This window comes from Streptomyces sp. NPDC102514 (assembly GCF_055584525.1).
The window spans coordinates 166,737-192,264 of sequence record NZ_JBVJLW010000016.1 but is presented as its reverse complement, the minus strand read 5'-3'; the positions used below and the strand labels follow the sequence as shown (position 1 = coordinate 192,264).

Here is a 25,528-nt window from a genome sequence, read left to right as displayed (position 1 = left end):
CGGGGCCGATGCCGGGCACCGCGTTACTCCTACGGGGAAAGAAATGATCACCGCGCCGGGAGGCCGAACATGAGCGACGACAACATGGCCGACGACGTCTACCAGCCCACGGGGACCAACGAGGAGCAGGCGGACGCGGCGCCGCTGGATCTCCAGGACGCGGTGGACGAACGTACGTACGACGATGTGCTCGACGAGGGCTATTCACCGCCCGAGAAGCCGCTGGGGGTCACCAAGACCGGCGTCACGGCGGCCGAGCAGCACGAGGGCGAGAGCCTGGACGAGCGGCTGCGCCAGGAGGTCCCCGACGAGGAGACCCCGGCCGGTGACGGCACCGGCGACCTGCCCTACGGCGAGGGCGAGGCGACCGACTCCGCGACCGGTGCCGAGGAGGCCGCGGTCCATCTCATCCCCGAGGAGGAGGAACCGCCGCCGACGCCTCTGCGGCGGGACTGACCCCGCGGCCGGTCAGTGCTGGAAGGCGCCGGCCCGCACGTGCTTCATGACGGCGCTCGCCACCCGGTACCGGCCGTTGGGCAGGTCCGGTGACCGGGTGACGTGCACGGTCAGCGGGCCGGCCCATTCATAGCCCTGCTTCTCGCCGTGGCGCAGCAGGCTGTCGGTGAGCACCTGGTCTATGCGCCCGCCGTTGCGCTCCAGCTCCTCGTGGGCGAACTCGGCCAGCTCCACGTCGTAGGCGTTGGGCACGACGGTCCGGCTCTCGCTGCACACCACGATGTGGTCGTCGCACTCCTTGTGCAGGGCCTCGATCAACTCGACCGGCTCCTTGTGGCGAAAATGCGCGAGCAGGGACCCTCCGAAGCGTTCCATGGCTCGTTCCAGACCAGTGAGTGTGCTCACGCTTCAACTTCTCCTCGATGGTGTCGTGGCATTCCGTGTCGCGGTGTGCCGTGCAGCGGTGTGCCGTCTCGTGGTGTGCCCGTGCGGCGCTTCCTCTCCTCCCCCGGGTGCCCGGCCGGTGGAAAAAGACGCGTCCGGCCTCCTACATCAGGTCCCGGGGCACGGTCTCGTTCCAGGTGCGGGAGAAGACCCGACGCTCGCCCTCGTAGGCGCGGCGGCCGACGTCGAGGTCGATCTCGTCGAAGTGGACGAGTCCTTGGTCCTTCACGATCCGTTGTCGGCGCCCTTGAGCCTGACGCCGCTGGAAGCTGAGGTGTCGGACACCTCGCCGCTCTGCAGTTCCCCGATCGTCAGCAGTAGGTGGTAGCGCAGCGACTTGGCCGCCGCTGCCGCTTCGAGGGTGGGCAGGTTGGCGTCGTCGAGGCCCATCACGAAGACGTTCTTCACGTCGTCGCGCACATCGGTCAGGTTCTTTTCGCGCACCGGCAACCTTCCAAGTCTGCGTGGGTCGAGCGGAAGACCGTGGGGTACCCCTGAGTGACGGGGCGAATCTTCGCCACCGGCCGAAAGTGTTCGCAGGTGTGACGCCGGGCCGTCGGGACACCCGTATCCACATGCTCATGAAGAGGCGATCCATAACGTTGCCCGTGTCCCCGCACGAACGGGAGCAGACGTGATCTTTCTGGTCGTGGCGGTCCTGGTGCTGGCCGTCCTGCTCGGTTCGGCCGCCTATCTCCCGCTGCCCGTGACCGTGTTGGCCGGTGTGGCCATCGCCGCGTGGCTGGCGGTGTTCGCGGTGCGCGAGCGGCGCAGGCACGGCAATCGGACCGGAAGGGCGTGACGTGGTGCGGCTGACAGAGTCCCGGCGACGGGAGACCGGTGAGCGGGAGAGCGGCGAACGGGAGAGCGGCGGGCGTCCGACCGGCAGGCGGGACACCGAGGGAATGGCCGTGGCCTCCTTCGTCCTCGGCCTGGTCGGACTCCTCGTCCTCAACTTCTTCCTTGGACCCGTCGCCATCGTGCTGGCCGTCATGGCCCTGCGGCGGGGCACGCCCCGCCGCTTCCGGGCGCTGCTCGGGCTGTGGCTCGGCATCGCGGACATCGTGGTGCTCGCCGTCCTCATGGCGGTGAACGGCGGCACGTCGTGGAGCATGCTCGGCTGACTCCGCACATGCGAAAGCGCTGTGGGGCGGCCGGTGGTTGGCCGGCCGCCCCACAGCGCTCAAGGGGTGTGTCAGCAGTACAGGTTGTTGCCGGCCGTCGTGCCGAGGATTCCGACGAACCGCTGGTAGCTGTCCACCCGGCTCTGCACCTGGGCCGGGTTCTTGCCGTCGCACTCCAGCGAACCGTTGATGGAGCGGATGGTCTGGCCGAAGCCCGCGCCGTTGACCATCGCGTTGTGGCCGGTCATGGAGCCGGGGCCGGACTGGGTGTTCCAGTACCAGAGGCCGGTCTTCCAGGCGACCGCCGAGTCGTTCTGCACGAGCCAGGGGTTGTTCAGGAGGTCGATGCCGAGCGCGTCGCCCGCGGCCTTGTAGTTGAAGTTCCAGCTGAGCTGGATGGGGCCGCGGCCGTAGTACGCGGCCTGGCCGGCCGGGCAGCCGTAGGGCTGGCCCCAGTCGCAGTAGTGCGGGTAGTTGGCGGTGTTCTGCTCGACGATGTGGACCAGGCCGCCGGTCTCGTGGTTGACGTTGGCGAGGAAGGCCGCGGCCTCCTGCTTCTTCACCGTGTCGCTGCCGGTGTTCGCGAAACCCGGGTAGGCGCTCATCGCGGCCTTGAGCCCGCTGTAGCTGTAGAAGGAGTTCCGGTTCGGGAACATCTGGTTGAACTGCGCCTCGCTGACGACGAACCCGGAGGGGTTGGTGGGTCCGTTGTCGCAGGCGTACGGCTCCCAGTACCAGGTGCTGATGATGGGGTCGTAGCCCGGGTTGTCGTGCTCGGCTATGTAGGCCTTGCCGTCGGTGTAGCGGACGATGTTGCCGGTCACGTAGGACTTGCCGGCCACCCAGCTCGGGTAGCTCGAACAGGCCGCGGCTGAAGCGCCCGAGGCCGGCAGGAGCACCGGTGCGGCGGTTCCGAGGACGATCGCGGCCACGAACGCGGAGATACGGCGCCTGGACACAGGGTCAACTCCTTCACGGAGCACGGCCGCGGACCCGTACGAGGGCAGCGCGGGGCGGACCTTGTACGCACGTGCCGGGAGACCGGCCGCGGCGTACGGGGCGGCCGTGGTGGGGGGTAGTGAGGCACACTCCACCACCTTGGTCTGGACCAGTCAAGGGTGTAGACCAGTCAACTCGCCCCGGCGCCGCGTCGCTTGAGGTCGGAGGGTTCTGCCCGTCGGCCGCCTCGGCTCGCCTCAGCTCAGCGGCTTCTCCAGTACCGCCTTGCGGTGGCTGAACGTCTCGATCGAGTAGCGGCCGTGGTAGTTGCCCATGCCGCTCTCCCCCACTCCGCCGAAGGGGAGGTCGGAGACGGTGAGATGGGCGAGCGGCAGACCGAGGCCCAGGCCGCCGGACGAGGTCTCGGCGGCGAGCCGCTCGCGGGTGGTGTCCGACTCGGTGAAGGCGTACAGGGCGAGGGGCTTGTCGCGGTCGTTGATGAAGTCGATGGCCTCGTCGAGACCGGGGACGGTGACGATCGGCAGGACCGGGCCGAAGATCTCCTCGCGCATGACGGGCGCGTCGGGGTCGACGTCGGCCAGGACGGTCGGCGCGATGTACTTCGTCGCACGGTCGGTGCCGCCGCCGACGACGGTCCGGCCGGAGTCGAGCAGCCCGCTGAGCCGGTCGAAGTGCCGCTCGTTGATGATCCGCCCGTACTCGGCGGAGGTGGACGCGTCGGACCCGTACAGCTTCTCGACGGCCTCGGTCAGTACGGGCTCCAGGGCGCGGGCGGTCTCGGGGTCGGTCAGGACGTAGTCGGGCGCGACACAGGTCTGTCCGGCGTTGAGGAACTTGCCGCGCGCCAGGCGCTCGCCGACGACGGTCAGGTCGGCGCCGCGGTCGACGAAGGCCGGTGACTTGCCGCCGAGTTCGAGGGTGACGGGGGTGAGGTGCTTGGCGGCGGCGGCCATCACGATGCGGCCGACCGTGCCGTTGCCGGTGTAGAAGATGTGGTCGAAGCGCTCGGCGAGCAGGGCCGTGGTCTCCGGGATGCCGCCCTCGACGACGGCGACGGCGTCGGTGTCGAGGTACCGGGGCAGCAGCCGGGCCAGTTCGGCGGAGGTGGCGGGGGCCATTTCGCTGGGCTTGACGACCACCGCGTTGCCCGCGGCGAGCGCGCCGAGCATCGGGGCGAGCAGGAGCTGCGCCGGGTAGTTCCAGGGGGCGATGACCAGGACGACACCGAGCGCGTCGTAGCGCGTCCAGCCCGTCGCGTCGGCGCCGAGGTGCGCGGGGACCGGGGCGGGCTCGGGGCGCAGCCACTCTTCGAGGTGTTCGAGGGTGTGGTCGATCTCCCGCACCACGAAGTCGATCTCCGTGCGGAACGCCTCGGTGGAGCTCTTGCCCAGGTCGGCGTGGAGGGCGGCGGCGAGTGCGGCACCGTCCGTGGTGAGCATCTCGCGCAGGCGGCTCAGCTGGCCGGTGCGCCACTCGACGGGCCTGGTGCGGCCGGAGCGGAAGGTGGCGCGCAGCCGGGCCACGACGTCGGAGGGCTGCTCGGGGGTGGGCTGGTTCACGGTGCCTCGCTGGTCGGGACGGGTTCGTGACCCGCACTCGGTACACGAGCGGCAAGCTCGATGTATATGCCAACCATTTATACGGCATCGTCATTCCACCCTGAGGGAAGACACCGCCTGTGATCGTGAGGTCACACCAAGGGGATGGGGGGGGTCCGCTCAGACGGACGATTGCGCCGCCGCTCCGTCGAGCTCGTCCACCAGCCGGAGCAGCAGGCCGCGCAGCAGTTCCTCGTCGCCCTCGCCGCCGCTCAGGGCGGGCCACCGTGTGCGCACCTCGCGGTCGACGCGCCGCCAGTACGTCTCGCCGCGCGGGGTGAGGTGGGCGAGGATGCGCCGCCGGTCGAGGGGGTCGACCCGTCGGTGGACCAGGTTCTGGTCGACGAGGTGGTCGACCAGTTTGGTGAGGGTCGCGGGCGGCAGGAAGGCCTCTTCGGCGACCGCCGTCATGGGGTGCCCCTCGCCGTCGGAGAGCAGGGAGAGCACGCGCCAGGCGTCGAGGGTGCAGCCGTGTTCCTCCAGGGCGCTCTGGAGGAGGCGCGCCGCCAGCCGTTCGGCCCGTGTCAGGAGGTGTACGAGGTCCTCGGACCGGCGCGGGGACGGGGTCGGCATCCTGCTCCTCACTCCCGGGACGGACGCTCCAGGGGCCCCGGCAAGGGGCTCTCACATCGTACAAGTCCCGCTTTCCCCGGGGATCTCCCCCGTGCGGCGCGTGCGGGGCCGACCGTACCCCGAGACGGACTGGAGTTCACCGGACGTTCCCGGAATCATGCCCCCATGGTCCGGCCCGACCCGCTTCCGCCCGCCTCCTCCCCGCTCGGCTCCCTTCCGCCCGACTGGTTCACGGCCGACGACTCGGTCGTCAGCGTGGCACTGGTCTTCCCCCTGCAGGGCGCGGCCGGAATCTTCGGACCGACCTGCGAGTTGTGCGCGCGGCTCGCCGCGGAGGAGGTCAACCGCTCCGGCGGAGTGCTCGGCAAGGAGTTGCGGCTGCTGCCGGTGGACGGCGGCGCCGAGCCGCGGCGCGTCGCCGAGAACGTCGAGGCGCTGGTCGGTCTCGGCATCGTGCAGGGCGTCACCGGCTGGCACATCTCCTCCGTACGCCAGGCACTCGCGCCACGGATCGCCCATCGGGTGCCCTATGTGTATACGGCGCTGTACGAGGGCGGGGAGCACACGGCGGGCGTGTTCCTCACGAGCGAGACACCGGACGACCAACTCCGGCCCGCCATGGACCTGTTGGCCCGCGAGCACAAGGTGCGCCGCTGGTTCGTCGTGGGCAACGACTATGTGTGGCCGCGCCGTACGGCCAGGGCCTCGCACCGATACGCCCGCGAGTCGGGCGGCGCCGTCTGCGCGGAGGCGTATCTGCCGCTGGGCACCCATGACTTCGACGGCGTGCTGCGGCGCATCGAGCGGTCGGCGGCGACCGGGGTGCTGATGCTGCTCGTGGGCAGCGACGCGGTGCGCTTCAACCGGGCGTTCGCCGCGTCGGGGCTCGACGAGCGGTGTCTGCGCCTGAGCACGCTGATGGACGAGAACATGCTGATGGCGAGCGGCCCGACGGCCACCGCCGGCCTCTACAGCACGGCCGGGTTCTTCGCCTCCCTCGCCAACCAGGACACGCTGGACTTCCACGGCCAGTACGCCGGGCGGTACGGGGTGGAGGCGCCGGCGCTCGGCAGTCTCGGTGAATCGTGTTACGAGGGCGTGCTGTTGCTCGCCGCGCTGATCGACCGGGCCGGGACCCTGGACGTCACCGCGATCGGCGCCGCCGCGGACACCGTCTCCTACGAGGGCCCGCGCGGGCTGCTGAGGCTGCGCGGCGGCCATGTGCGCCAGCGGATCTACCTGGCGCGGGCGGACGGGGTGGACTTCGACGTGGTGGCCCAGCTGAATCCGCACGCGTCCCGGTCTTGACATGTCCTCGCTTGCGCGAAGATACTTCCCACAGGAAGTAATGAGAATACCTCGGGTGAACTGTGAATTCATTTACTGAATTCCGTCCGAGGTATTTTTTGTTTCGCGGCGAAAACCGGATGAGAGTCGGAAGATACCGCCGGGAAAGTAATGCGAAACACCTTGGAAACAGGCTGACTTGAGGCTGTGGACCGCACGCCAGGAGGAGGTTGTCCTCCCAGCCCGAGGGGGTCCATTTGTCCAGCGGTTCCAGTGGTTCCAGCGCTTCCCTTTCGTCCGGTTCCAGCGGTTCCCGTCCGCTCCGCCGCCGGGTGATCGCGGGCACCGCCGCATTCGCCGCCGCCGTCGCGCTCACCGCGTGCGGCGCCAAGACCGACGCCGCGGGCGGCTCGTCCGACCAGGCCGCGAAGGCCGACACGAGCGGCGACACCGTCAAGGTCGGCCTGCTCAACTCGCTCTCCGGCACCATGGCGATCAGCGAGGTGACCGTACGCGACTCGCTGAAACTGGCGATCGAGGAGATCAACGCCTCGGGCGGAGTGCTCGGCAAGCAGATCAAACCGGTCAGCGAGGACGGCGCCTCCGACTGGCCGACGTTCGCCGAGAAGGCGGCCAAGCTCATCAAAGAGGACCGGGTCGCGGCCACCTTCGGCTGCTGGACCTCCGCGAGCCGCAAAGCCGTGAAACCCGTCTTCGAGAAGAACAGGTCCCTGCTGTTCTATCCCGTGCAGTACGAGGGCCTCGAGGAGTCCCCGTACATCTTCTACACGGGGGCGACCACCAATCAGCAGATCGTCCCGGCGCTCGACTATCTCAAGAGCCGGGGCGAGAAGAGCATTTACCTCGTCGGCAGCGACTATGTCTTCCCGCGCACCGCCAACAAGATCATCAAGGCGTACGCGAAGGCCAACGGCATGAAGGTGCTCGGCGAGGACTACGCGCCGCTGGGCTCCACCGAGTTCAGCACGATCGCCAACAAGGTGAAGGCGTCGAAGGCCGACGCGGTCTTCAACACCCTCAACGGCGACTCGAACGTGGCCTTCTTCAAGGAGTACAAGTCGGCGGGCCTGACCGCCAGGAGCATGCCGGTCGTCTCGGTGTCGATCGCCGAGGAAGAGGTCAAGTCGATCGGATCGCAGTACCTGGCAGGGCAGTTGACGGCCTGGAACTACTACCAGACGACACCCGGCGCCGCGAACACCGAGTTCGTGAAGGCGTACAAGGCGAAGTACGGCCAGGACAAGCCGACCAGTGACCCGATGGAGGCCGCGTACACCTCGGTCCACCTGTGGAAGGCCATGGTCGAGAAGGCGAAGTCCTTCGACCCGGAGAAGGTCAAGGCCGCCTCGGACGGCATCACCTTCGACGCCCCCGAGGGCACGGTCACCGTGGACGGCGCGAGCCAGCACATCCACAAGACCGCCCGGATCGGGAAGATCGGCAGCGACGGGCTGATCGAGCAGGTGTGGGACTCCGGCAAGCCGATCGCGCCCGACCCGTTCCTCAAGGGCTACGACTGGGCCTCCGGCCTCTCCTGACCGACCGCGCGTGGGGGCCTTCCCGCGGGGCCCCCACGTCCTGCCTCCTCGGAGCCGCCGTATGACCGTGATCCTCGGTCAGACCTTCACCGGCATCAGCATCGGTGCCGTCCTGCTGCTCATCGCGCTCGGACTCTCGCTCACCTTCGGCCAGATGAACGTCATCAACATGGCCCACGGCGAGTTCATCATGGCCGGCGCCTACACCACGTACGTCCTCCAGAAGTCCGTCTCCGGTGCAGGCCTGTCCCTCCTCGTGGCGCTGCCCGTCGCCTTCCTGGTGGCGGGCGCGCTCGGCGCACTGCTGGAATGGGTGCTCATCCGGCGTCTGTATCTGCGCCCGCTCGACACGCTGCTCGTCACCTGGGGTGTGTCCCTGATGCTCCAGCAGCTCGCCCGGGACATCTTCGGCGCGCCCAACGTGCAGACCCGCGCACCGGACCGGCTGACGGGGAACATCACCGTCCTCGGCGGCGCCGACCCGCTGACCTTCGCCAACAGCCGGCTCTTCATCCTCGGTCTCGCGGTCGCGGCCGTCGTCGCCCTGTCGCTGACACTGCGGCTGACCTCGCTCGGCCGCCGGATCCGCGGGGTCGTGCAGAACCGGGACCTGGCCGAGGTGTCCGGCATCTCCACCTCACGGGTGGACCGGACCGCGTTCTTCCTCGGCTCCGGCCTCGCCGGGGTCGCGGGCGTCGCGCTGACACTGGTCGGCCCGATCGGCCCCACGATGGGCACCAACATCATCATCGACGCGTTCCTGGTGATCGTGGTCGGCGGCATCGGACAGCTCAAGGGCACGGTGATCGTCGCGTTCGCCCTGGGAGTCATGCAGTCCGTCCTGGAGTACTCCACCACCGTCAGCGTGGCGAAGGTGCTCGTCCTCGTGGCCATCGTCGCCTTCCTCCAGTGGCGGCCCCAGGGGCTGTACACGCTGCGCACGAGGAGTCTCGTATGACCCTGTTGAAAGGTGCCTCGACGGTCAAGGGCCCGTCGGTGTTCAGGGGCCGCTCCGCCCGCGCCCGGGCCGGATTCGCCGCCGCGGCCGTCGCGCTCTTCGCCCTCGCGCCGCTGGCGCTCTCCGACTTCCGGCTCGGGCTGCTCGCCAAATACCTGTGCACCGCGATGGTCGCCGTCGGCATCTGTCTGGCCTGGGGCCGCGGCGGCCTGCTCACCCTCGGCCAGGGTGTGTTCTTCGGGCTCGGCGGCTACGCCATGGCGATGCATCTGAAGATCGCGGACGCCGGTCCCGGCAACCTCCCCGACTTCATGCAGCTGTACGGCACCGCCACCGAACTCCCTTGGTGGTGGCGGCCGTTCGGGAACCCGCTGTTCGCCCTCGCGGCCACCGTGCTGCTGCCGATGGCCGTCGCCGCGATCCTCGGTTCGTTCATCTTCCGCCGCCGGGTCAAGGGCGCGTACTTCGCGATCCTCAGCCAGGCGCTCGCCGCGGCCTTCGCGATCTGGCTGATCGGCCAGCAGGCGACGACCGGCGGCACCAACGGACTCACCGACATCCAGGGCTTCTTCGGCTACGACCTCGACGACCCGGTCAACCAGCGGATGGTGTACTTCGTCATCGCCGCCGTCCTGCTGCTCCTGATCGCCCTGGTCCGGCAGCTGATCCACAGCCGCTACGGCGAACTCCTCGTCGCCGTACGGGACTCGGAGGAACGGGTGCGCTTCCTCGGGTACGACCCGGCGAACGTGAAGCTCGTCGCGTACGTCGTGGCGGCCGGTACGGCGGGGCTCGCGGGCGCGCTGTTCGTGCCCGCGGTCGGCATCATCTCCCCCGCGATGATCGGCATCGTGCCGTCGATCGAGTTCGTCATCGGCGCCGCAGTCGGCGGCCGGGCGAGCCTCGCGGGGGCGGTGCTGGGCGCGATCGGGGTGGCGTGGGCGAAGACGGCCCTGTCGGAGGAGTTCCCGGCGGGCTGGACGTACTTCCAGGGGCTGCTGTTCATCGTGGCCCTGGCGTTCCTGCCGGGCGGTCTCGTCTCCCTGGCCGGGATCGTGCGGCGGCGCAGGGCCGCGCACACGAGCGGGGACGCCGACGACGAGGACACCGATACGGACTCGGGCAGGGGCACGAACTCGGAGACGGAGACGGATGGGGGCGTCGGCAGGGAGAAGTCGTCCGCCCTTCCGCTGGGAGGAGCGGTATGAGTGAGCTTTCCGGGCTTCGGATACGCGGACTGCGGGTGTCCTTCGACGGGTTCACCGCGGTCGACGGGGTGGACCTCGACGTACGGCCGGGCGACCTCCGCTTCCTGATCGGACCGAACGGCGCGGGCAAGACCACGCTCGTCGACGCCGTCACCGGACTGGTGAAGGCACAGGGCTCGGTCCTCTTCGGGGGCGGGGAACTGCTCGGCCGGAGCGTGCACCGGATCGCCCGGTCGGGCATCGGCCGGACCTTCCAGACCGCCACCGTCTTCGAGGAGCTGACGGTCCTTCAGAACCTGGACATCGCGGCCGGCGCCGGGCGCGGCATGCTGACGATGCTGCGGCGCCGCAAGGGCGTGCCGGAGCCCGTCGCCCACGCGCTGGAGACGGTCGGGCTCACGGACCTGGCCGACAGCCCCGCCGGGACACTCGCCCACGGCCAGAAGCAGTGGCTGGAGATCGGCATGCTGCTCGTGCAGGACGTACGGCTGCTGCTGCTCGACGAGCCGGTCGCCGGGATGAGCCACGACGAACGGCAGGCCACGGGCGAGTTGTTGGAGCACATCAGCGAGGAGCGGACCGTGGTCGTCATCGAGCACGACATGGACTTCATGCGGTCCTTCGCGCGCAGCGTCAGCGTGCTGCACGCGGGCAAGGTGCTCAGCGAGGGGACCGTGGCGGAGGTCCAGGCCGATCCCCGGGTGCAGGAGGTGTACCTCGGTCACGCGGCGGTCGGGGACGCGGCGCCCGGGGACACAGGATTGCAGCTGCCGGACGAGCCCGAGCCGTCCGGCGGGGCCGCACCCGGCAGGACCGCCGCCGTACAGGAGGTGTGAGGCGTATGAAGCTGGAGATCGACGACATCCGGGTCGGCTACCACCGCAGTCTCGTCCTGCACGGAGTCTCCGTCGACGTGCCGGACGACGGCGTCGCGGCGGTGCTCGGACACAACGGCGCGGGCAAGAGCACCCTGCTGCGGGCTGCCGTCGGCCTGCTCACACCGTCGAGCGGGGCGATCAGGCTCGACGGTGAGGACATCACCCGCCGCAAGCCGCACGAGCGCGTGGCGCGCGGTATGGCGTACGTGCCGCAGGGACAGCAGGCGTTTCCCCATCTCACGACGGCGGAGAACCTCCAGCTCGTCGCCGACGGCCGCAGACGGGGGAAGGCCGCCATCTCGGAGGCGCTGGACCTGTTCCCGGTGCTGCGCACCCTGTCGACGCGGCGGGCGGGGCTGCTATCGGGCGGCCAGCGGCAGCAACTCGCCATCGCACGCGCCCTGGTGACGGACCCTCGGATCCTGCTGCTCGACGAACCGACCGAGGGCATGCAGCCCTCGGTCGTGGCGGAGATCGAGGAGACGGTCCTCGCCCTCGCCGCGCGCGGCGGACTCTCCGTGCTCCTCGTCGAGCAGCACGTCGGTTTCGCGATGCGGGCGGCCCAGCGGTACTACGTCCTGGAGGCGGGGCGAGTCACGTCGTCGGGCGAGGGAGGTCAGGAGGCCGAGCGGTCGGTGCGGGAGGCGCTGAGCGTGTGAGCGGGGCCGGTCACGGTCCGGACCGCGTGTAGTACGCGGCCCGGACCCGGCGCAGCCAGGCCTCGGCGGGAGCCTCGTCGGCCTGGTCGGGCAGGGCGCTGCGGGTCTCGTCGAAGGCCGCCTCGTACCGCTGGAGCAGGGGCAGCGCGACCATCGCGTCGGCCGCCACCTGCTCGCCGAAGCGGTGGTAGTCGTCGGGGTCCTCGACACGGATGGTCAGGGCGCCGGTGGCGTACAGCTCGAAGCCCTGGTGGCACAGGCGCCGCAGATGCCGGGCGTGCTTGGCGGTGCGCCTGCGGGTGTCCGCGGAGGCGGAGCCGGCCCCACGGTCGTAGAGCCGCTTGAACTGCTGGGTGGCGTAACCGAGGTAGGCGTCGCGGACCCGTTTCGCGGAGAGCAGGGTCGTGCGGATGCCGATCAGTTCGTCGCCGAGCGGGGTGCGGACCTCGTACAACTCGTCGGGCAGCCAGACCAGTTCGGTCACGGTCGGGTTGCCGCTCAGGGCGAGCCTGCACCACTTGGCCGCTTCGTGCAGAGTGTTGTCGGGCTTGGTCGTGACGTGGGTCTCCTTCGGCCGGTGCAGGCCGTGGAAGTCCTCGGTGGGGGCGGCGAACATGCCGAGCCGGTCCACGTCGGAGCCCTCGCGGGCCAGTCCGTACGCGGTCGAGCCGACGATGCCGGACAACAGGATGTTCTCGGTGTGCACAGCCGTCCCCCTTCTCCCCCGCCGCCCGCTGCCTTGTGCGAGCCGGGCGGCTCGCACAAGGTCATCACCCGGAGGACGGTCGCGTACAGCGAATTTCCCGGGAGTACGGGGCGCTGGGGCGGGGTGCCGGGGACGGCGTGCTGAGGACCCCGGGGGGGCCGGGGACGGCCCCGGTGCTCAGCTCGCGAACGGGACCTGTGCCGAGGGAGCCGGCCGGGCGGCGAACGGGTGCTGCCACAGGCCCTGCGCGGCGAGCCGGGGCAGGACGCCCTCGCCGAACCAGTACGCCTCCTCCAGGTGCGGGTAGCCGGAGAGCACGAACTCGTCGATGCCCAGGCGGTGGTACTCGGTGATGCGTTCGGCGACCTCGTCGTGGCTGCCGACCAGGGCGGTGCCCGCGCCGCCGCGCACGAGGCCGATGCCCGCCCAGAGGTTGGGGTGGATCTCCAGCCCGTCCCGGTTGCCGCCGCCGTGCAGGGCGAGCATGCGCTGCTGGCCCTCGGACTCGCTGCGGGCCAGTCCCGCCTGTACGGACTTCACGGTCTCGGGGTCGAACCCGGCGAGCAGCCGGTCCGCCTCCGCCCACGCCTGCGCGGAGGTGTCCCGGGTGATGACGTGCAGCCGGATGCCGAACCGGACGGTGCGGCCCTCCTTCTCGGCCAGCGCGCGCACCCGGGCGATCTTCTCGGCGACCTGCGCGGGCGGCTCGCCCCAGGTGAGGTAGACGTCCACGTGCTTGGCGGCGACCTCACCGGCGATGGGTGAGGAGCCGCCGAAGTAGACCTCGGGGACCGGGTCGGGCACCCGGGCCAGCCTGGCGTCCTCGACCTTGAGGAACTCGCCGTCCAGGTCGACGGTCCTGCCCTCCCACAGGCCCCGGACGATCTCCAGGAACTCGCCGGTACGGCGGTAGCGGGCGTCCTTGTCGAGGAAGTCGCCGTACGCCCGCTGCTCGTGGCTCTCACCGCCGGTGACGACGTTGAGGAGGAGGCGTCCGCCGGACTGGCGCTGGAAGGTGGACGCCATCTGCGCGGCGAGCGTCGGCGAGACGAACCCGGGCCGGAAGGCGACCAGGAACTTCAGCCGCTCGGTGTGCTGGCTGACCATCGCGGTGGTCAGCCAGGCGTCCTCGCACCACGCGCCGGTGGGCGTGAGCGCGCCGACGAAGCCGAGGTCCTCGGCCGCGCGGGCGATCTGGCTCAGATACGCGACCGTCGGCGGCCGGTCCCGGCCGGACACCGTGGCGGGGGTGCCGTGGCCGCCCCCGACGACATGGCGGCTGTCGCCGTTGGTGGGCAGGAACCAGTGGAAGGTGAGGGACACGGGTGCGTTCTCCGATCGGGCGCGGGGCGGGGCGGGGCGGTGTACGGGGCGGCTCTACGTTTTCGGATCCGCGGCTTCGGATCCGCGGCTTCGGATCCGCGGCTTCGGATCCGCGGCTTCGGCTCTTCTGATTCGGCTCTGCTGATTCGGCTCTGCTGTATCGGCTCAGAGGAGTCCGTGGCGGGGCGGCAGGGTGCCGTTCAGGACGTACCGGCCGATGTGCTGGATCTTCCAGCGGGCCGGGTCGTGCAGGGTGTGGGTGCGCGCGTCGCGCCAGTGCCGGTGCAGATTCAGGGAGTCGAGGGCGGACCGGGTGCCGGACACCTCGAAGAGCGCGCTCGACACCTCGACGGCGGTCGCCGCCGCGTGCGCCTTGGCGGCGGCCACCGCGACGGACGCCTCGGCGGCCGACTCCTCGGTGAGGCCCGCGCGGGCCGAGTCGACCTCGCGGGCCGCCGCTCCGAGCAGCGCCTCGGTGGCCCGCACCTGGACGGCCAGTTCCCCGAACCGCTGGATGAGCAGCGGGTCCTCGGCCGCCGTCTCGAAGCCGCTCTCGAACCACGGTCGGCTCTTGGTGCGGACGAAGTGCACGGCCTCCGAGAGCGCGCCCGCCGCGATCCCAACGTCGATGGCCGCGTGCAGCAACTGGGCCACGGCGCCGTGCAGTTGCGGTCCCTGGAAGGTGAGGTGGTGCGGAAGGACCCGGTCGGAGGGGACGGGCACGGCGTCGAGGCGGACCGTACCGCTGGCGGTGGTGCGCTGGCCCATGCCGTCCCAGTCGTCGACGACGGTCAGGCCCTCGGCGTTCCGGGGTACGTACGCGACGTGCAGGGTGTCGTCCTCGGTGCGGGCGAGGACGGGGATCCAGTCGGCGAAGAGGGCACCCGTGGAGTACTGCTTGACGCCGGTGAGGAGGTACGAGCCGTCCGGCTGCCGTGCCAGGCGGGTGCGGATGTCCTGGACGTGTTTCGTGCCGGCCTCCGACTGCGCGTTGCCGAAGCGGCGCCCGGCCAGCACCTCGCCGAAGAAGAACGCGTGCTGCTCCGCGGTCCCCTGCCGGCGGATGACGTTGACGTAGACGAAGTGGCTCTGCGGGATCTGGGCAAGGCTGGCGTCGGCGGACGCGAGGAGGCGGAAGATCTCGGCGAGCGTCTCCTGGGTCACGTCGGCGCCGCCGTGCTCGGCGGGCACCGTGACGGCGAGCAGGCCGGAGCCGGAGAGCCGGTCCAGCTCCGCGCGCGGGAGCCTGCGTTCGGCATCCCGGTCGGCCGCCCCCGCCCGGAACTCGTCGGCGAGGGCGGCGGCCACGGACAGGGCTTCGACGTCGTCGGCGATGACCTTGGCGGCGCCTCCGCCGGCGGCTGCTGCTGCTTCGGAGGAAGCCGTTTCGGAGGCGCCTGTTTCGGAGGCGTGCGCGGAGGCCGCTTCCGCGGAGAGGTTCGCGGACATGGTCAGCTCGCCGCGGCCAGGACCGGCCGGCGGCCCAGCGCCTCGGAGAACTGGTCGAGCACCTGGGTCAGCGCCTCGGAGACCGCAGGTGCCACGGTGAGGCCGCCGTCCTCACCGACCACGATGTCCTTGTCGAGGGTGAACCAGCCCTGGACTATGTGTTGGGCACCCATGGAGCTGAGCACCGGGCGCAGCGCGTAGTCGATGGCCAGCACATGTGCGGTCGTCCCACCCGTGGCCAGGGGCAGCACGGTCTTGCCGGTGAGGGCGTACTGCGGAAGCAGGTCGAGCAGTGCCTTGAGCACCCCGGAGTAGGCGGCCTTGTAGACGGGCGTGCCGATGACGACGCCGTCGGCCCGTGCGACGAGGGAGGTGGCCTCGACGATGGCCGGATGCCGGAAGTCGGCGCCGAGCAGCGCCTCGGCGGGGATCGTACGGACGTCGAGAGGGATCACCTCGTGGCCCTGTGCGGTCAGCCGGTTGTCGAGGTGGCGCAGCAGGCGGTTGGTGCGGGAGGAGGCGGAGGGGCTGCCGGAGACGGACAGGACGGTGGCCATGGGTCCTCTTTCGGGACGGGGCGGGTTCGGGCAGCTGCCCTTCGGGTGGGCCGGCGGAAGGGGACCGGCTCAGACGTGGAGGGATGCGGCGGGCGCGGATTCGGTTGCGCCGTACGGGAGTTGGGACTCCAGTTCACGTACGAGGGGGAGCACGCGGCGGCCGAAGTACTCGACCTCCTCGTGGTAGTGCAGGAAGCCCAGGAGCAGGAGGTCGACGCCGAGGCGCTTGTAGGCGACGATCCGCTCGGCGATCTGCTCCGGGGTGCCGATGAGTCCCGTACGGAAGCCGTCGTTGTACTGGACCAGGTCCTCGAAGGAGGAGTCCTGCCACATGCCCTTTCCGTCGCCGGTGGACCGTCCGGCCTGCTTGACCGCGGCGCCGAAGCCCTCGACGGCCTCGTGGTCGGCGTGCGCGACGATCTCGCGGAGGGTCTCGCGGGCCTCGGCCTCGGTGTCGCGGGCGATGAGGAAGCCGTTGAGGCCGGACTTCGGTGGCGTACGGCCGGCTTGGGCCGCCGACGCCCGTACGTCCGCGAGCTGTTCGGTGACTCCGTCGAAGTCCTTGCCGTTGGAGAAGTACCAGTCGGAGACCCGGCCCGCCATGGCGCGCGCGGCGCTGGAGTTGCCGCCCTGGAAGATCTCCGGGTGCGGGCGTTCGGGGGTGTTGAGGGGCTTGGGCTTGAGGGAGAAGTCGCGCAACCGGTAGATGTCACCGGCGAGTTCGGTGTGGTCCTCGGTCCAGATCTGGCGCAGGGCCCGGATGAACTCCTCGGAGCGGTGGATGGGGGCCCCTCCCGGTTCGAGCGGAGCCGAGAAGTGGGGGAGCTCGTCGTGCTCCAGCCAGGGCTCGCCGAGGGCGGTGAACTCGTCCTTGAACCAGCCGGACACGACGTTCACCGCGAAGCGGCCGTTCGACAGGTGGTCGGCGGTGGCGCCGAGTTTGGCGAGGACACCGGGGTGCCACAGGCCGGGGTGGACCGCGGCGATGACCTTCAGGCGCTGGGTGGCGAGCAGCAGGGCGAGGCTGAAGCTGGTCGACTCGTGCTGGAACTCGGCTCCGTAACTGGCCATGTAGCGGACCTGGCTGAGGGCGTAGTCGAAGCCGTTGTTCTCGGCGAGGACGGCGAGTTCGCGGTTGTAGTCGTAACCCCAGTCGGTGCGCTGTTCGATCGAGCTGGTGACCAGGCCGCCACTGACATTGGGCACCCAGTAGGCGAAGCGGACGGGGTCTGCGGAAAGGTTCTCGGCAGGCATGGGGAACTCCTGTTGCGGGAATTCGGGCAGGCCGAATTCAGGGGGTCGATTCAGCGGCGGCAGCGGCGTTCGGTGAATCGTCGAATTCGGGCGGCGGAATGCGTCGCACGGCGGTCGACGGCGATGAGCCGCGGCCGGGACCGTGGAGGGAACGTCGTGGGGTGCGGCGGACCCGGTGAATCGGGCCGCGGATCCGGGGGATCAGGCCACGGAGCAACAGGCGGCGCTGGAGACACGCGCGAGGTCGACATGGCGTCGCCGCGTGAGGTCCAGTCGCATCATCATGTGCTCGATCGTGGCAGCCGGTGGTCCGGACCGTCAAGGAATACCCGATCGGTCTCGTATCCCGGACCGGCGAATTTCACGAAGGCGTGACAGGGCAACCCTTGAACAGGGCGGTACGGGCCCCGCATTCTGGCCGGGTGCGAATAGAGCAGCTGGAATACATCACGGCGGTCACCCGGCTCGGCTCACTGCGCCAGGCCGCCGAGGAGCTCCACCTCTCACAGCCCGCGCTGAGCGAGACCGTCCGCAATCTTGAGCGGGAACTCGGCGTCGACCTCCTGGAGCGGAAACGCTCCGGGGCGAAGATGAGCGCGGAGGCTCGGGAACTGCTGCCGCACATCATTCATGTGCTGGAGGCGGTGGACCGGCTGCGGGGCGCGGCGGGCGAGCAGCACCGCATCAGGCGCATGGTGCGCGTCGGCACGGTGAACGCGGCGACGGTCCCTCTTCTGTTCCCGGCCGTGAGCGAGTTCCGGGCCTCGCATCCGGAGACGCAGGTGGAGGTGGTCGGCGCGCAGCAGTCCGACATCCACCGGACCCTGCTGGAGGGCGGCTTCGACCTGGGTCTGGTGAACCATCTGGAGGGCGACGACGTGGCCGCCGACTTCGAGTACACGGAACTGCTGTGGGGGCGGCCGGTGGTGTGCGTCCGGCCGGACAGTCCCCTGGCGTCGCTGTCCGTGGTGACCGTGCCGGACCTGCTCGCGCAGCCGCTCATCGCGATGCGCTCGGGCTATGTGATGAACCGGTTCGTGCACCGGCTCCTGGGCGACCGTGAGCCGTCCTTCTCCTACTCCACCGACGGCGCGGAGATGGGGAAGCTGATGGTCGCGGAAGGGCTGGGTGCCACGGTGCTGCCCGACTTCAGCGTGATCGACGATCCGCTGACCCGGCAGGGCGCGATCACCTGCCGCCCGCTGGCCGGCGACTCGACACGGGTGCTGCTGATGCTCCAGCGGCGCAGGGCGGACTCGGTGCCGCGGGCCGCGCACGATCTGCACGAGGTGTTCGTGCGCCGGGCGGCGGCACTCGGCGGAACGATGACCCGGGCCGTCTGACAGCCTCTGCCCCTCGGGGGACGGCGGCGGGCGGTCAGTCCCCGTCGTGCGCCGGGACGACCACGAGGAACGCGTCCGACTCCAGGTCCATCACCACGGCCGCGGGCTCGCCCTCGGCCCGGCGACGCGCCGCGTACTCCTCCGCGGGCCACGACCCACGCGGGGCTCCCGCGGGAAACTGCTCCAGCACCTTCGCACCCATGACGGCCGACCTTCCGTGGGAACCGACGCCTCTGTGGAAGCTCGTCTGCCCCCGATCTCCCCGCACATGTAACCCAAGTGGCCCACACGGCGCATCCGCTGAAGGCCGACACGGGGAAGGGATCACGAGGAGGACATCGAACAGAGCTGCGCACAGTCGCACAGAGCCGAAGAGAAGGGCCGGAACACCATGAGCGGTGACGACACCGGAGCCGGGCTGCGCTGCCTGGTGACGGGCGCGACGGGGTACATCGGGGGCCGTCTGGTCCCGGAGCTCCTCGCCGAGGGGCACCGGGTGCGCTGTGTGGCCCGCTCCCCCGGCGCGCTGCGGGACCATCCGTGGGCCGGTGACGTCGAGGTGGTCCGCGGGGACGTCACGGACGCCGACTCGGTCGCCGCCGCGATGCGGGACATCGATGTCGCGTACTACCTCGTGCACGCGCTGGGCACGGGCAAGGGCTTCGAGGACACCGACCGCAGGGCGGCACGGATCTTCGGCGAGCAGGCCCGCGCTGCGGGTGTGCGCCGGATCGTCTATCTGGGCGGGCTCACCCCCGCCGGGGTGCCGGACAGCGAGCTCTCGCCGCATCTGCGGTCCCGCGCCGAGGTCGGCCGCGTCCTGCTGGACTCCGGTGTCCCGACGACCGTGCTGCGGGCGGCCGTCATCATCGGTTCGGGCTCGGCCTCCTTCGAGATGCTGCGCTATCTCACCGAGCGGCTGCCGGTGATGGTCACGCCCAACTGGGTCCACACCCGGATCCAGCCGATCGCGGTGCGGGACGTCCTGCGCACGCTCGTGGGCAGCGCGCGGATGCCGGACGACGTCAACAGGGCCTTCGACATCGGCGGCCCGGAGATCCTGACGTACCGGCAGATGATGGTGCGGTACGCGGCCCTGGCCGGACTCCCCCGGCGGCTCATCGTGCCCGTGCCCGTCCTGACGCCGAGGCTCTCCAGTCACTGGGTCGGCCTGGTCACGCCCGTGCCGCGGTCCATCGCGCGCCCGCTGACCGAGTCGCTGCGCCACGAGGTGATCTGCCACGAGCACGACATCGCCCGGTACGTGCCCGACCCGCCGGGCCGGCCGATCCCCTTCGACGAGTCGGTGCGCCTGGCCCTGCAGCGCATCCAGGACGCCCGGGTCACCACCCGCTGGTCGTCCGCCTCGCTGCCCGGCGCCCCCAGCGACCCCCTGCCCACGGACCCCGACTGGGCGGGCGGCAGCCTCTACACGGACCGCCGCGAACGCGCCGTCGACGCCTCGCCCGACGCCCTGTGGCGGGTGATCGAGGGCATCGGCGGCGACAACGGCTGGTACTCCTTCCCCCTCGCCTGGGCGGCCCGCGGGCTCCTCGACCGGCTGGTGGGCGGGGTCGGCCTGCGCCGGGGGCGCCGCGACGCGGCACGGCTGCGGGTCGGCGACTCGCTCGACTTCTGGCGCGTAGAGGAGATCGAACCGGGCCGGCTGCTGCGCCTGCGCGCCGAGATGCGGCTGCCGGGTCTGGCCTGGCTGGAGATGTACGCGGAGACGGACGACGACGGCCGTGTCCGCTACCGCCAGCGCGCCCTCTTCCATCCGCACGGGCTGCTCGGCCACGCCTACTGGTGGAGCGTGTCGCCGTTCCACGCCGTCGTGTTCGGCGGCATGGCCCGCAACATCGCGCGGACCGCCGAGAAGACGGGTCCCCCGGCAGCAGCGCCGTCGCGCACACCCGCCGGCTGAGGCGGGGCCGCCGCCCGCGGCCTCCCTCGGACTGCCGCATCCCGCCGACTGCCGCATCCGTCGGGCGTCCCGGTCCGGAAGTACTTGATGGCCGCAGGCAACCACGGCCCGGTCCGCCCTCTCTCTGCCCGTCCCGTCCCGGAGCTCCGGAGTCCCGTCATGAACGTCTCGGTCGTCCTGTTCACCTCCGACCTTCGGCTGCACGACCATCCGCCGCTGCGCGCGGCGCTCGACGGCTCGCGCACGGTGGTGCCCCTCTTCGTGCGCGACCGGGCCGTCGACAGGGCCGGTTTCGCCGCCCCCAACCGGCTGGCGTTCCTCGCCGACTGTCTGCGGGACCTGGACGCGGGTCTGCGCGAGCGCGGCGGCCGGCTCGTGTACCGCTCGGGCGACCTCGTCGACGAGGTGTGCAAGGTGGTCACCGAGACGGACGCCGACGAGGTCCACATGGCGGCCGGGGTCTCCGCCCACGCCCACCGGCGCGAGGAACGGCTGCGTGCCGCACTGGAGAGCGACGGGCGCCGGCTGCACGTCCACGACGAGGTGGTCACCGCGCTGGCACCGGGCGAGGTCACACCGGCCTCCTCGGACCACTTCGCCGTGTTCACCCCGTACTTCCGGCACTGGGACCGCCACCACCAGCGTCAGGTGCTCGGCGCGCCCCGCGCCGTCCGCGTACCGGAGGACGTCGGTTCGGAGCGCCTCCCCGAGCGCGGGGAACTGTCCGGCCTGTCCGAGGGGCTCGCCACGGGCGGCGAGCGGGAGGGCAGGAAGCGGCTCACGGCCTGGCTCAGGAGCGGCATTCACTCGTACGTGGACGGCCACGACGATCTCGCCGGGGACGCCACCTCGCGCCTCTCCCCGCACCTCCACTTCGGCACGCTGTCCGCCGTGGAGGTCGTCCACCGGGCCCGGAAGGCGGGCGGTCCGGGCGCCGACGCCTTCGTACGGCAGATGGCGTGGCGGGACTTCCACCACCAGGTGCTGGCCGCGCGGCCTGCCTCGTCGAGGAAGGACCTCCGCACCCGCAACGACCAGTGGCGCTCACCCGACTCGGCCGCACAGGAGATCGAGGACTGGAAGGAGGGGCGGACCGGCTATCCCGTCGTCGACGCGGCGATGCGGCAGCTGCGGCACGAGGGCTGGATGCACAACCGCGGACGCCTGCTGACCGCGAGCTTCCTCGCCAAGACGCTGTACGTCGACTGGCGGGTGGGCGCCGACCACTTCCTCGGCCTGCTCGTCGACGGCGACATCGCCAACAACCAGCTCAACTGGCAGTGGGTGGCCGGAACGGGCACCGACAGCCGCCCCAACCGGGTCCTCAACCCCGTCATCCAGGGCAAGCGGTACGACCCGCAGGGTGCGTACGTACGGCGCTGGGTACCCGAGCTCGCAGGGCTCGCCGGGGCCGCCGTGCACGAGCCGTGGAAGCTCAAGGGACCCGAACGGGCCGCCTACGACTACCCCGAGCCCATCGTCGACCTCTCCGACGCGCTGGCACGCTTCAAGCACGCCCGCGGACGCGACTGAGCCGGCGCGTCGGCCCACCGCCGTGTCAGCCCACCGCCGTGCCGCTCTCCCAGCGGGCCGTGAGGACGGACAGGGCCTCGTTCAGGCTCGGCGGGCGCAGCATTCCCTGGGCCGAACGGCCCGCCCAGCCGGGGCCGCCGAGCACGACCATCGGATGCCTGCGCGCCCCTCGCACGCCCCATTGCGTGGCGGCGACGTGCCGGGCCAGCGGGAGGCTCGCCGTGGAACGGGCCTGGGCCCACAGGACGACGGCCGCGGGTCCGAGGCGGCGGACCGCCGCGGTGAGTGCTTCCGCCGGTACCGCGGCGCCGAACATCCTGGTGGGCATGCCGTGTTCCGTGAGTCCGGCGTTGAGCGCCTCCAGGGGCAGGGTGTGCTGCTCGCCCGGTACGCAGGCCAGGACCACGGGCCCCGGCGCACTGTCCGGTACGGCCGTGCGCGAGACCGGCGTGACCCGGCGGAGCACGGTGGAGATGTGCCAGGACAACATGTGTTCGACCTCTACATAGCGGTCGCCGGACGACGCCCATTTGCGGCCGACGGCGTGCAGGGTCGGCACCATCACCTCCTCCCAGGCGACGGCGAGGCCGTACCGCTGGACGGCCGAGGTCAGCTGGCTGTCCACGGCGGGGGCGTCGAGGCGCACCGCCGCCCTGGCCAGTCCGCGGCACTCCTGGCGCACGTCGCCGAGGGGCAGGGTGGCCGCCGCCTGCGAGCGCCGGCCGCCGCCGGACGGCCGGTCGTCGGCCGGGAGCGCCGCCGGGGACGCGACCGGGGGCGGTGCCGAGCGCGGCGGGGCCTGCGCCTCCGGGGCCGCTCCGCGCTCCTGGGTCACCGTTCCGGTGGCTGCCTCCCGGGCGGCGCGTGCCGCCTCGGCGGGCGGCACTCCGGCCGAGGTGAGCCGGCACATCGCCTCCAGCACCGCCACGTCCTGGGGTGTCCAGCGGCGGTGCCGTCCGTCGGCGCGGACCGCGGGACCCAGTCCGTACCGGCGGTCCCACGAGCGGAGCGTGGTCGGCGACACCCCGAGACGGCGGGCGAGGCCGCCGGTCGTCATCCCCGTACCGCCCGCCGCGGTCTCCTTCGTATCGGGCTCCGGGGACCCCGGCTCCCCCGTCGGCTCATCCATGGAGCGACTATACGACGCAGAATCGACGCGGTTTGAAGCCTTCGCCCCATCGCTCCCAGGATGACCGGACCGGAGCCGCCCCGCGCGGCAGGGACGCCGACGTCCTAGGCGAGGAGCCGTGAGCCATGACCGGACAACCGATGCCCGTGCAGCCGGCCGTGCCCCGGCGGGTGCTGCTGGAGGAACCGCTCACCGACGACGAGGTGGCTCAGGGGCTGGTGCGCGGCGACGAGGCCTGTCTCGCCGCCGCCCATGACAGGTGGTCGCCCCTGGTGCACACGCTCGCCCGGCGGGCGCTGGGCGACGACAGGGAGGCCGAGGACGTCACCCAGCAGGTGTTCCTGGGCATGTGGCGGGGCCGCCACGGCTACCGGCCCGAGCGCGGCGCCATCGCCGGCTGGATCGTGGGCATCACCAAGCGCAAGATCGCCGACGCCCTCGCGGCCCGGACGCGCCGCGCCGAGCTGGTCGCCTCGGCGGGGGCCGTGCTGGTGCTCGCCGATCCGGTGGCGGAGCGGCCCGAGGCGGTGCTCGACCGGGTGCTGGTGGGACGCGAGATGGCCAAGTTGCCCACCTCCCAGCAGCGGGTTCTGCGCCTCGCCTTCTACGAGGACCTCACCCAGACCCAGATCGCCCGGCGCACCGGCCTGCCGCTGGGGACCGTCAAGAGCCATGCGCGCCGCGGGCTGCACCAGCTGAAGCACGGGCTGCGCCGCGAAGCGAGCGGCTGACTCGACAGCTGTCGAACGGGTACACGACTCTGGTGATCCAGTTCGACGCAGAAACGATGCAAGATTTTTACTGCCCTCACAAACCGGACCAACTTCGCTTTGCTTCGTGTCGTTTTTGTTTCGAAACTTGCCTCATTCACTTCGGAAAAGATCGACGTCGCTCCGATGCATCCGTAGGCCCCGTATCTCCGGAAGAGCGGACGACGAGGGGTGGCACGGCCCTGGACTTCGGGCCGCGGACACGGGCAGCCGTGACATCACCCCTTCGAACCCTCCTCCCGGGGCAGTCGGCTGTCCCGGGAGGGGAGGCCGCCTCGGCGTTCGGCCCGCCGGCGCGGCCCAACAGCCCGGGGCGCCGTCCCGGACCCTCGACGGCGCCCCGGACTCGGGCTTCGGCCGACGCGTCCCTGCGGACGGGCGGACAGAGAGATCCACCCCGAACCAATCCGCCGGCGCCCCGGCAACGGATTCCAGCCGTACGAAGCTCGCCTCCCGGAGGACCCTCTCGTGAAAGAAGCCGTGCACATCGGCAAGAACCCCTCGGCCGAACCGGATCTGCAGGAGCTGATGGGCAGTGTTGCCCTCGGTGACCAGCAGGCCTTCGCCGGGCTCTACGACGTCGTGGCGGGCCCCGTCATCGGCGTCGTGCGCGGCGTGCTGCGCGATCAGGCGCAGTCGGAGGAAGTGGCCCAGGAAGTACTGGTCGAGGTGTGGCGGTCCGCCGCCCGCTACCGGCGCGAACGCGGTTCGGTGATCAACTGGGTGCTCACGCTCGCCCACCAGCGTGCCGTCGACCGGGTCCGCTCGGTCGAGGCCTCCGCCGCACGAGAGCACAGGGCGGCTCTGCTCGACCACGCCCCCGAGTACGACGAGGTGACGGAACAGGTGGAAGCCCGGCTGGAGCGCGAACAGGTACGACGCTGTCTGCGCACACTGACGGAACTGCAGCGTCAGTCGGTGACGCTGGCGTACTACCGCGGCATGACCTACCGCGAGGTGGCCGAGTCGCTGGCACTGCCGCTCGGCACGGTCAAGACCCGGCTGCGCGACGGCCTCATCCGCATGCGTGACTGCCTGGGGGTGACCGCATGAGCACGGTCGACCTGCACACACTGACGGGCGCGTACGCACTGCACGCGCTCTCCGACGACGAGCGGGGCGAGTTCGAACGGCACGCCGCGGACTGCGAGGCCTGCACGCAGGAGGCTCTCGAACTGAGCGAGACCGCGGCCCGGCTCGGCCTGGCGGTCTCCGCCCCCTCGCCCGCCGCTCTCAAGAGCAAGGTCATGCGGCGGATCACGACGGTCCGCCAGGACAGCCCGCGCGTCGTACCCCTGACGCGGCCACCGGGCAGCGGCGTCCGCGCCCGCCGCCTCTCCCGGTGGGCGCTCGCCGCCTGTGTCGCCGGGGTGGCCGCGTTCGGCGGCACGACCGTGTGGCAGTACGACCGGGCGCAGGACGCGAACGAACAGGCACGGCAGTCGGAGGAGCGCACGGACGCGATCGCGTCGGTGCTGGCCGCCTCCGACGCCAGGACGAAGAGCGCCGAACTGGCGGACGGGGCCCACGGCACGGTCGTGGTCTCCAAGAGCCGTGACGAGGCGGTCTTCATCGCCTCGGGCATGGCGGCCCCGCCGAGCGGCAAGGTCTATCAGCTGTGGTTCAACGACGGGGGCACCATGCGGTCCGCCGGGCTGATGGACTCCCACCGGACGGCCGAGGCGGTCCTCATGGAGGGGGCCGTGGACAAGGCGTCCGGCATGGGCATCACCGTCGAACCGGCCGGCGGCTCGGCCGAACCGACCTCGGATCCCATCGCCCTGATGACGTTCCCTGCCTGACCCCGAACCGACTGTGCCGTTCCCTTCCCGGCGG

Annotated in this window: 28 protein-coding genes and 1 pseudogene; 15 read left to right on the top strand and 14 right to left on the bottom strand. The window is 71.0% G+C overall.

The features are described from left to right. Window positions 1–69: 69 nt before the first annotated feature. A pseudogene (locus tag ACZ60E_RS34525) lies at window positions 70–420 on the top strand (DUF5709 domain-containing protein); the annotation flags it as partial. A 48-nt stretch (window positions 421–468) separates the two neighbouring features. Here the strand turns inward: ACZ60E_RS34525 and ACZ60E_RS34520 are convergent. From ACZ60E_RS34520 to ACZ60E_RS34510, 3 genes are all read right to left on the bottom strand, one after another. After that, window positions 469–861: a DUF3662 domain-containing protein gene (locus ACZ60E_RS34520; protein ID WP_384813939.1), complete on the bottom strand. Its 393-nt coding sequence runs from the start codon at window positions 859–861 to the stop codon at window positions 469–471. A 142-nt stretch (window positions 862–1,003) separates the two neighbouring features. Then, complete coding sequence (locus tag ACZ60E_RS34515) at window positions 1,004–1,129, bottom strand: hypothetical protein (RefSeq protein ID WP_469445617.1); 126 nt, start codon at window positions 1,127–1,129, stop codon at window positions 1,004–1,006. Continuing rightward, window positions 1,126–1,344, bottom strand: a complete 219-nt coding sequence (locus ACZ60E_RS34510) for a hypothetical protein (protein WP_469445615.1) — start codon at window positions 1,342–1,344, stop codon at window positions 1,126–1,128. The genes ACZ60E_RS34515 and ACZ60E_RS34510 overlap by 4 nt, the downstream gene beginning before the upstream one ends. A gap of 190 nt (window positions 1,345–1,534) precedes the next feature. Here ACZ60E_RS34510 and ACZ60E_RS34505 point away from each other — a divergent pair, with 190 nt between their 5' ends. Then, complete coding sequence (locus ACZ60E_RS34505; protein WP_384813935.1) at window positions 1,535–1,702, top strand: hypothetical protein; 168 nt, start codon at window positions 1,535–1,537, stop codon at window positions 1,700–1,702. A gap of 103 nt (window positions 1,703–1,805) precedes the next feature. Further along, a complete protein-coding gene (locus tag ACZ60E_RS34500; RefSeq protein ID WP_384814000.1) occupies window positions 1,806–2,024 on the top strand; it encodes a DUF4190 domain-containing protein in 219 nt (72 codons plus the stop codon). Window positions 2,025–2,095: 71 nt separating this feature from the next. Here ACZ60E_RS34500 and ACZ60E_RS34495 read toward each other — a convergent pair whose 3' ends face one another. The 3 genes from ACZ60E_RS34495 to ACZ60E_RS34485 all read right to left on the bottom strand — a co-directional run bounded on the left by ACZ60E_RS34495 (window position 2,096) and on the right by ACZ60E_RS34485 (window position 5,155). After that, window positions 2,096–2,983, bottom strand: a complete 888-nt coding sequence (locus ACZ60E_RS34495; RefSeq protein ID WP_469445613.1) for a glycoside hydrolase family 19 protein — start codon at window positions 2,981–2,983, stop codon at window positions 2,096–2,098. A 237-nt stretch (window positions 2,984–3,220) separates the two neighbouring features. Beyond that, window positions 3,221–4,543: an aldehyde dehydrogenase family protein gene (locus ACZ60E_RS34490; RefSeq protein ID WP_469445611.1), complete on the bottom strand. Its 1,323-nt coding sequence runs from the start codon at window positions 4,541–4,543 to the stop codon at window positions 3,221–3,223. Between the two features lie 159 nt (window positions 4,544–4,702). Beyond that, the gene (locus ACZ60E_RS34485) at window positions 4,703–5,155 is read right to left on the bottom strand and encodes a MarR family winged helix-turn-helix transcriptional regulator (RefSeq protein ID WP_384809161.1); all 453 of its coding nucleotides are present in this window, start codon (window positions 5,153–5,155) and stop codon (window positions 4,703–4,705) included. A gap of 165 nt (window positions 5,156–5,320) precedes the next feature. Here ACZ60E_RS34485 and ACZ60E_RS34480 point away from each other — a divergent pair, with 165 nt between their 5' ends. The 6 genes from ACZ60E_RS34480 to urtE all read left to right on the top strand — a co-directional run bounded on the left by ACZ60E_RS34480 (window position 5,321) and on the right by urtE (window position 11,704). Next, entirely contained in the window at window positions 5,321–6,463 is a 1,143-nt protein-coding gene (locus tag ACZ60E_RS34480) for a substrate-binding domain-containing protein (RefSeq protein WP_469445609.1), read from the top strand. Window positions 6,464–6,774: 311 nt separating this feature from the next. Then, entirely contained in the window at window positions 6,775–8,001 is a 1,227-nt protein-coding gene (urtA, locus tag ACZ60E_RS34475) for an urea ABC transporter substrate-binding protein (RefSeq protein ID WP_469445608.1), read from the top strand. Between the two features lie 61 nt (window positions 8,002–8,062). Beyond that, on the top strand, window positions 8,063–8,959 hold the full coding sequence (gene urtB / locus ACZ60E_RS34470) for an urea ABC transporter permease subunit UrtB (protein WP_469445606.1): 897 nt from the start codon (window positions 8,063–8,065) through the stop codon (window positions 8,957–8,959). Further along, window positions 8,956–10,167 carry an urea ABC transporter permease subunit UrtC gene (gene urtC, locus ACZ60E_RS34465; RefSeq protein WP_469445604.1) on the top strand — a complete coding sequence of 404 codons (1,212 nt, stop codon included), beginning with the start codon at window positions 8,956–8,958 and terminating at the stop codon, window positions 10,165–10,167. Before urtB ends, urtC begins: the two co-directional genes overlap by 4 nt. Continuing rightward, window positions 10,164–11,003, top strand: a complete 840-nt coding sequence (urtD, locus tag ACZ60E_RS34460; protein WP_469445603.1) for an urea ABC transporter ATP-binding protein UrtD — start codon at window positions 10,164–10,166, stop codon at window positions 11,001–11,003. The genes urtC and urtD overlap by 4 nt, the downstream gene beginning before the upstream one ends. Before the next feature lie 5 nt (window positions 11,004–11,008). Further along, complete coding sequence (gene urtE / locus ACZ60E_RS34455) at window positions 11,009–11,704, top strand: urea ABC transporter ATP-binding subunit UrtE (protein WP_469445602.1); 696 nt, start codon at window positions 11,009–11,011, stop codon at window positions 11,702–11,704. Between the two features lie 10 nt (window positions 11,705–11,714). Here urtE and ACZ60E_RS34450 read toward each other — a convergent pair whose 3' ends face one another. The 6 genes from ACZ60E_RS34450 to ACZ60E_RS34425 form a co-directional block, all read right to left on the bottom strand. Then, window positions 11,715–12,410: a nucleotidyltransferase domain-containing protein gene (locus tag ACZ60E_RS34450; RefSeq protein ID WP_469445600.1), complete on the bottom strand. Its 696-nt coding sequence runs from the start codon at window positions 12,408–12,410 to the stop codon at window positions 11,715–11,717. Between the two features lie 177 nt (window positions 12,411–12,587). Continuing rightward, the gene (locus tag ACZ60E_RS34445; protein ID WP_469445598.1) at window positions 12,588–13,733 is read right to left on the bottom strand and encodes an LLM class flavin-dependent oxidoreductase; all 1,146 of its coding nucleotides are present in this window, start codon (window positions 13,731–13,733) and stop codon (window positions 12,588–12,590) included. Window positions 13,734–13,898: 165 nt separating this feature from the next. After that, window positions 13,899–15,182, bottom strand: a complete 1,284-nt coding sequence (locus tag ACZ60E_RS34440; protein WP_469445596.1) for an SfnB family sulfur acquisition oxidoreductase — start codon at window positions 15,180–15,182, stop codon at window positions 13,899–13,901. A gap of 2 nt (window positions 15,183–15,184) precedes the next feature. Next, window positions 15,185–15,739 (bottom strand): NADPH-dependent FMN reductase, encoded by a 555-nt coding sequence (ssuE, locus tag ACZ60E_RS34435; protein WP_469445594.1) that lies wholly within the window; start codon window positions 15,737–15,739, stop codon window positions 15,185–15,187. A gap of 69 nt (window positions 15,740–15,808) precedes the next feature. Next, the gene (gene sfnG, locus ACZ60E_RS34430; RefSeq protein WP_469445593.1) at window positions 15,809–16,993 is read right to left on the bottom strand and encodes a dimethylsulfone monooxygenase SfnG; all 1,185 of its coding nucleotides are present in this window, start codon (window positions 16,991–16,993) and stop codon (window positions 15,809–15,811) included. Window positions 16,994–17,194: 201 nt separating this feature from the next. Continuing rightward, window positions 17,195–17,272: a putative leader peptide gene (locus ACZ60E_RS34425; protein WP_356543944.1), complete on the bottom strand. Its 78-nt coding sequence runs from the start codon at window positions 17,270–17,272 to the stop codon at window positions 17,195–17,197. A gap of 143 nt (window positions 17,273–17,415) precedes the next feature. Here ACZ60E_RS34425 and ACZ60E_RS34420 point away from each other — a divergent pair, with 143 nt between their 5' ends. Next, window positions 17,416–18,336 (top strand): LysR family transcriptional regulator, encoded by a 921-nt coding sequence (locus ACZ60E_RS34420; RefSeq protein WP_469445591.1) that lies wholly within the window; start codon window positions 17,416–17,418, stop codon window positions 18,334–18,336. A gap of 34 nt (window positions 18,337–18,370) precedes the next feature. Here ACZ60E_RS34420 and ACZ60E_RS34415 read toward each other — a convergent pair whose 3' ends face one another. After that, on the bottom strand, window positions 18,371–18,538 hold the full coding sequence (locus ACZ60E_RS34415) for a hypothetical protein (protein WP_199854848.1): 168 nt from the start codon (window positions 18,536–18,538) through the stop codon (window positions 18,371–18,373). Window positions 18,539–18,727: 189 nt separating this feature from the next. Here ACZ60E_RS34415 and ACZ60E_RS34410 point away from each other — a divergent pair, with 189 nt between their 5' ends. Together ACZ60E_RS34410 and ACZ60E_RS34405 are read left to right on the top strand one after the other, a co-directional pair. Continuing rightward, window positions 18,728–20,260, top strand: a complete 1,533-nt coding sequence (locus ACZ60E_RS34410) for an SDR family oxidoreductase (RefSeq protein WP_384809142.1) — start codon at window positions 18,728–18,730, stop codon at window positions 20,258–20,260. A gap of 159 nt (window positions 20,261–20,419) precedes the next feature. After that, on the top strand, window positions 20,420–21,793 hold the full coding sequence (locus ACZ60E_RS34405; protein WP_384809140.1) for a cryptochrome/photolyase family protein: 1,374 nt from the start codon (window positions 20,420–20,422) through the stop codon (window positions 21,791–21,793). 25 nt (window positions 21,794–21,818) lie between these two features. Here the strand turns inward: ACZ60E_RS34405 and ACZ60E_RS34400 are convergent, their stop codons facing one another. Continuing rightward, window positions 21,819–22,850, bottom strand: coding sequence for a MerR family transcriptional regulator (locus ACZ60E_RS34400; RefSeq protein WP_469445779.1), 1,032 nt, complete (start codon window positions 22,848–22,850; stop codon window positions 21,819–21,821). A 197-nt stretch (window positions 22,851–23,047) separates the two neighbouring features. Here ACZ60E_RS34400 and ACZ60E_RS34395 point away from each other — a divergent pair, with 197 nt between their 5' ends. The 3 genes from ACZ60E_RS34395 to ACZ60E_RS34385 all read left to right on the top strand — a co-directional run bounded on the left by ACZ60E_RS34395 (window position 23,048) and on the right by ACZ60E_RS34385 (window position 25,494). After that, the gene (locus ACZ60E_RS34395; protein WP_469445588.1) at window positions 23,048–23,653 is read left to right on the top strand and encodes a sigma-70 family RNA polymerase sigma factor; all 606 of its coding nucleotides are present in this window, start codon (window positions 23,048–23,050) and stop codon (window positions 23,651–23,653) included. Between the two features lie 507 nt (window positions 23,654–24,160). After that, a complete protein-coding gene (locus ACZ60E_RS34390) occupies window positions 24,161–24,745 on the top strand; it encodes a sigma-70 family RNA polymerase sigma factor (protein ID WP_384809135.1) in 585 nt (194 codons plus the stop codon). Continuing rightward, window positions 24,742–25,494 (top strand): anti-sigma factor, encoded by a 753-nt coding sequence (locus tag ACZ60E_RS34385; protein ID WP_384809133.1) that lies wholly within the window; start codon window positions 24,742–24,744, stop codon window positions 25,492–25,494. Before ACZ60E_RS34390 ends, ACZ60E_RS34385 begins: the two co-directional genes overlap by 4 nt. Window positions 25,495–25,528: the final 34 nt, after the last annotated feature.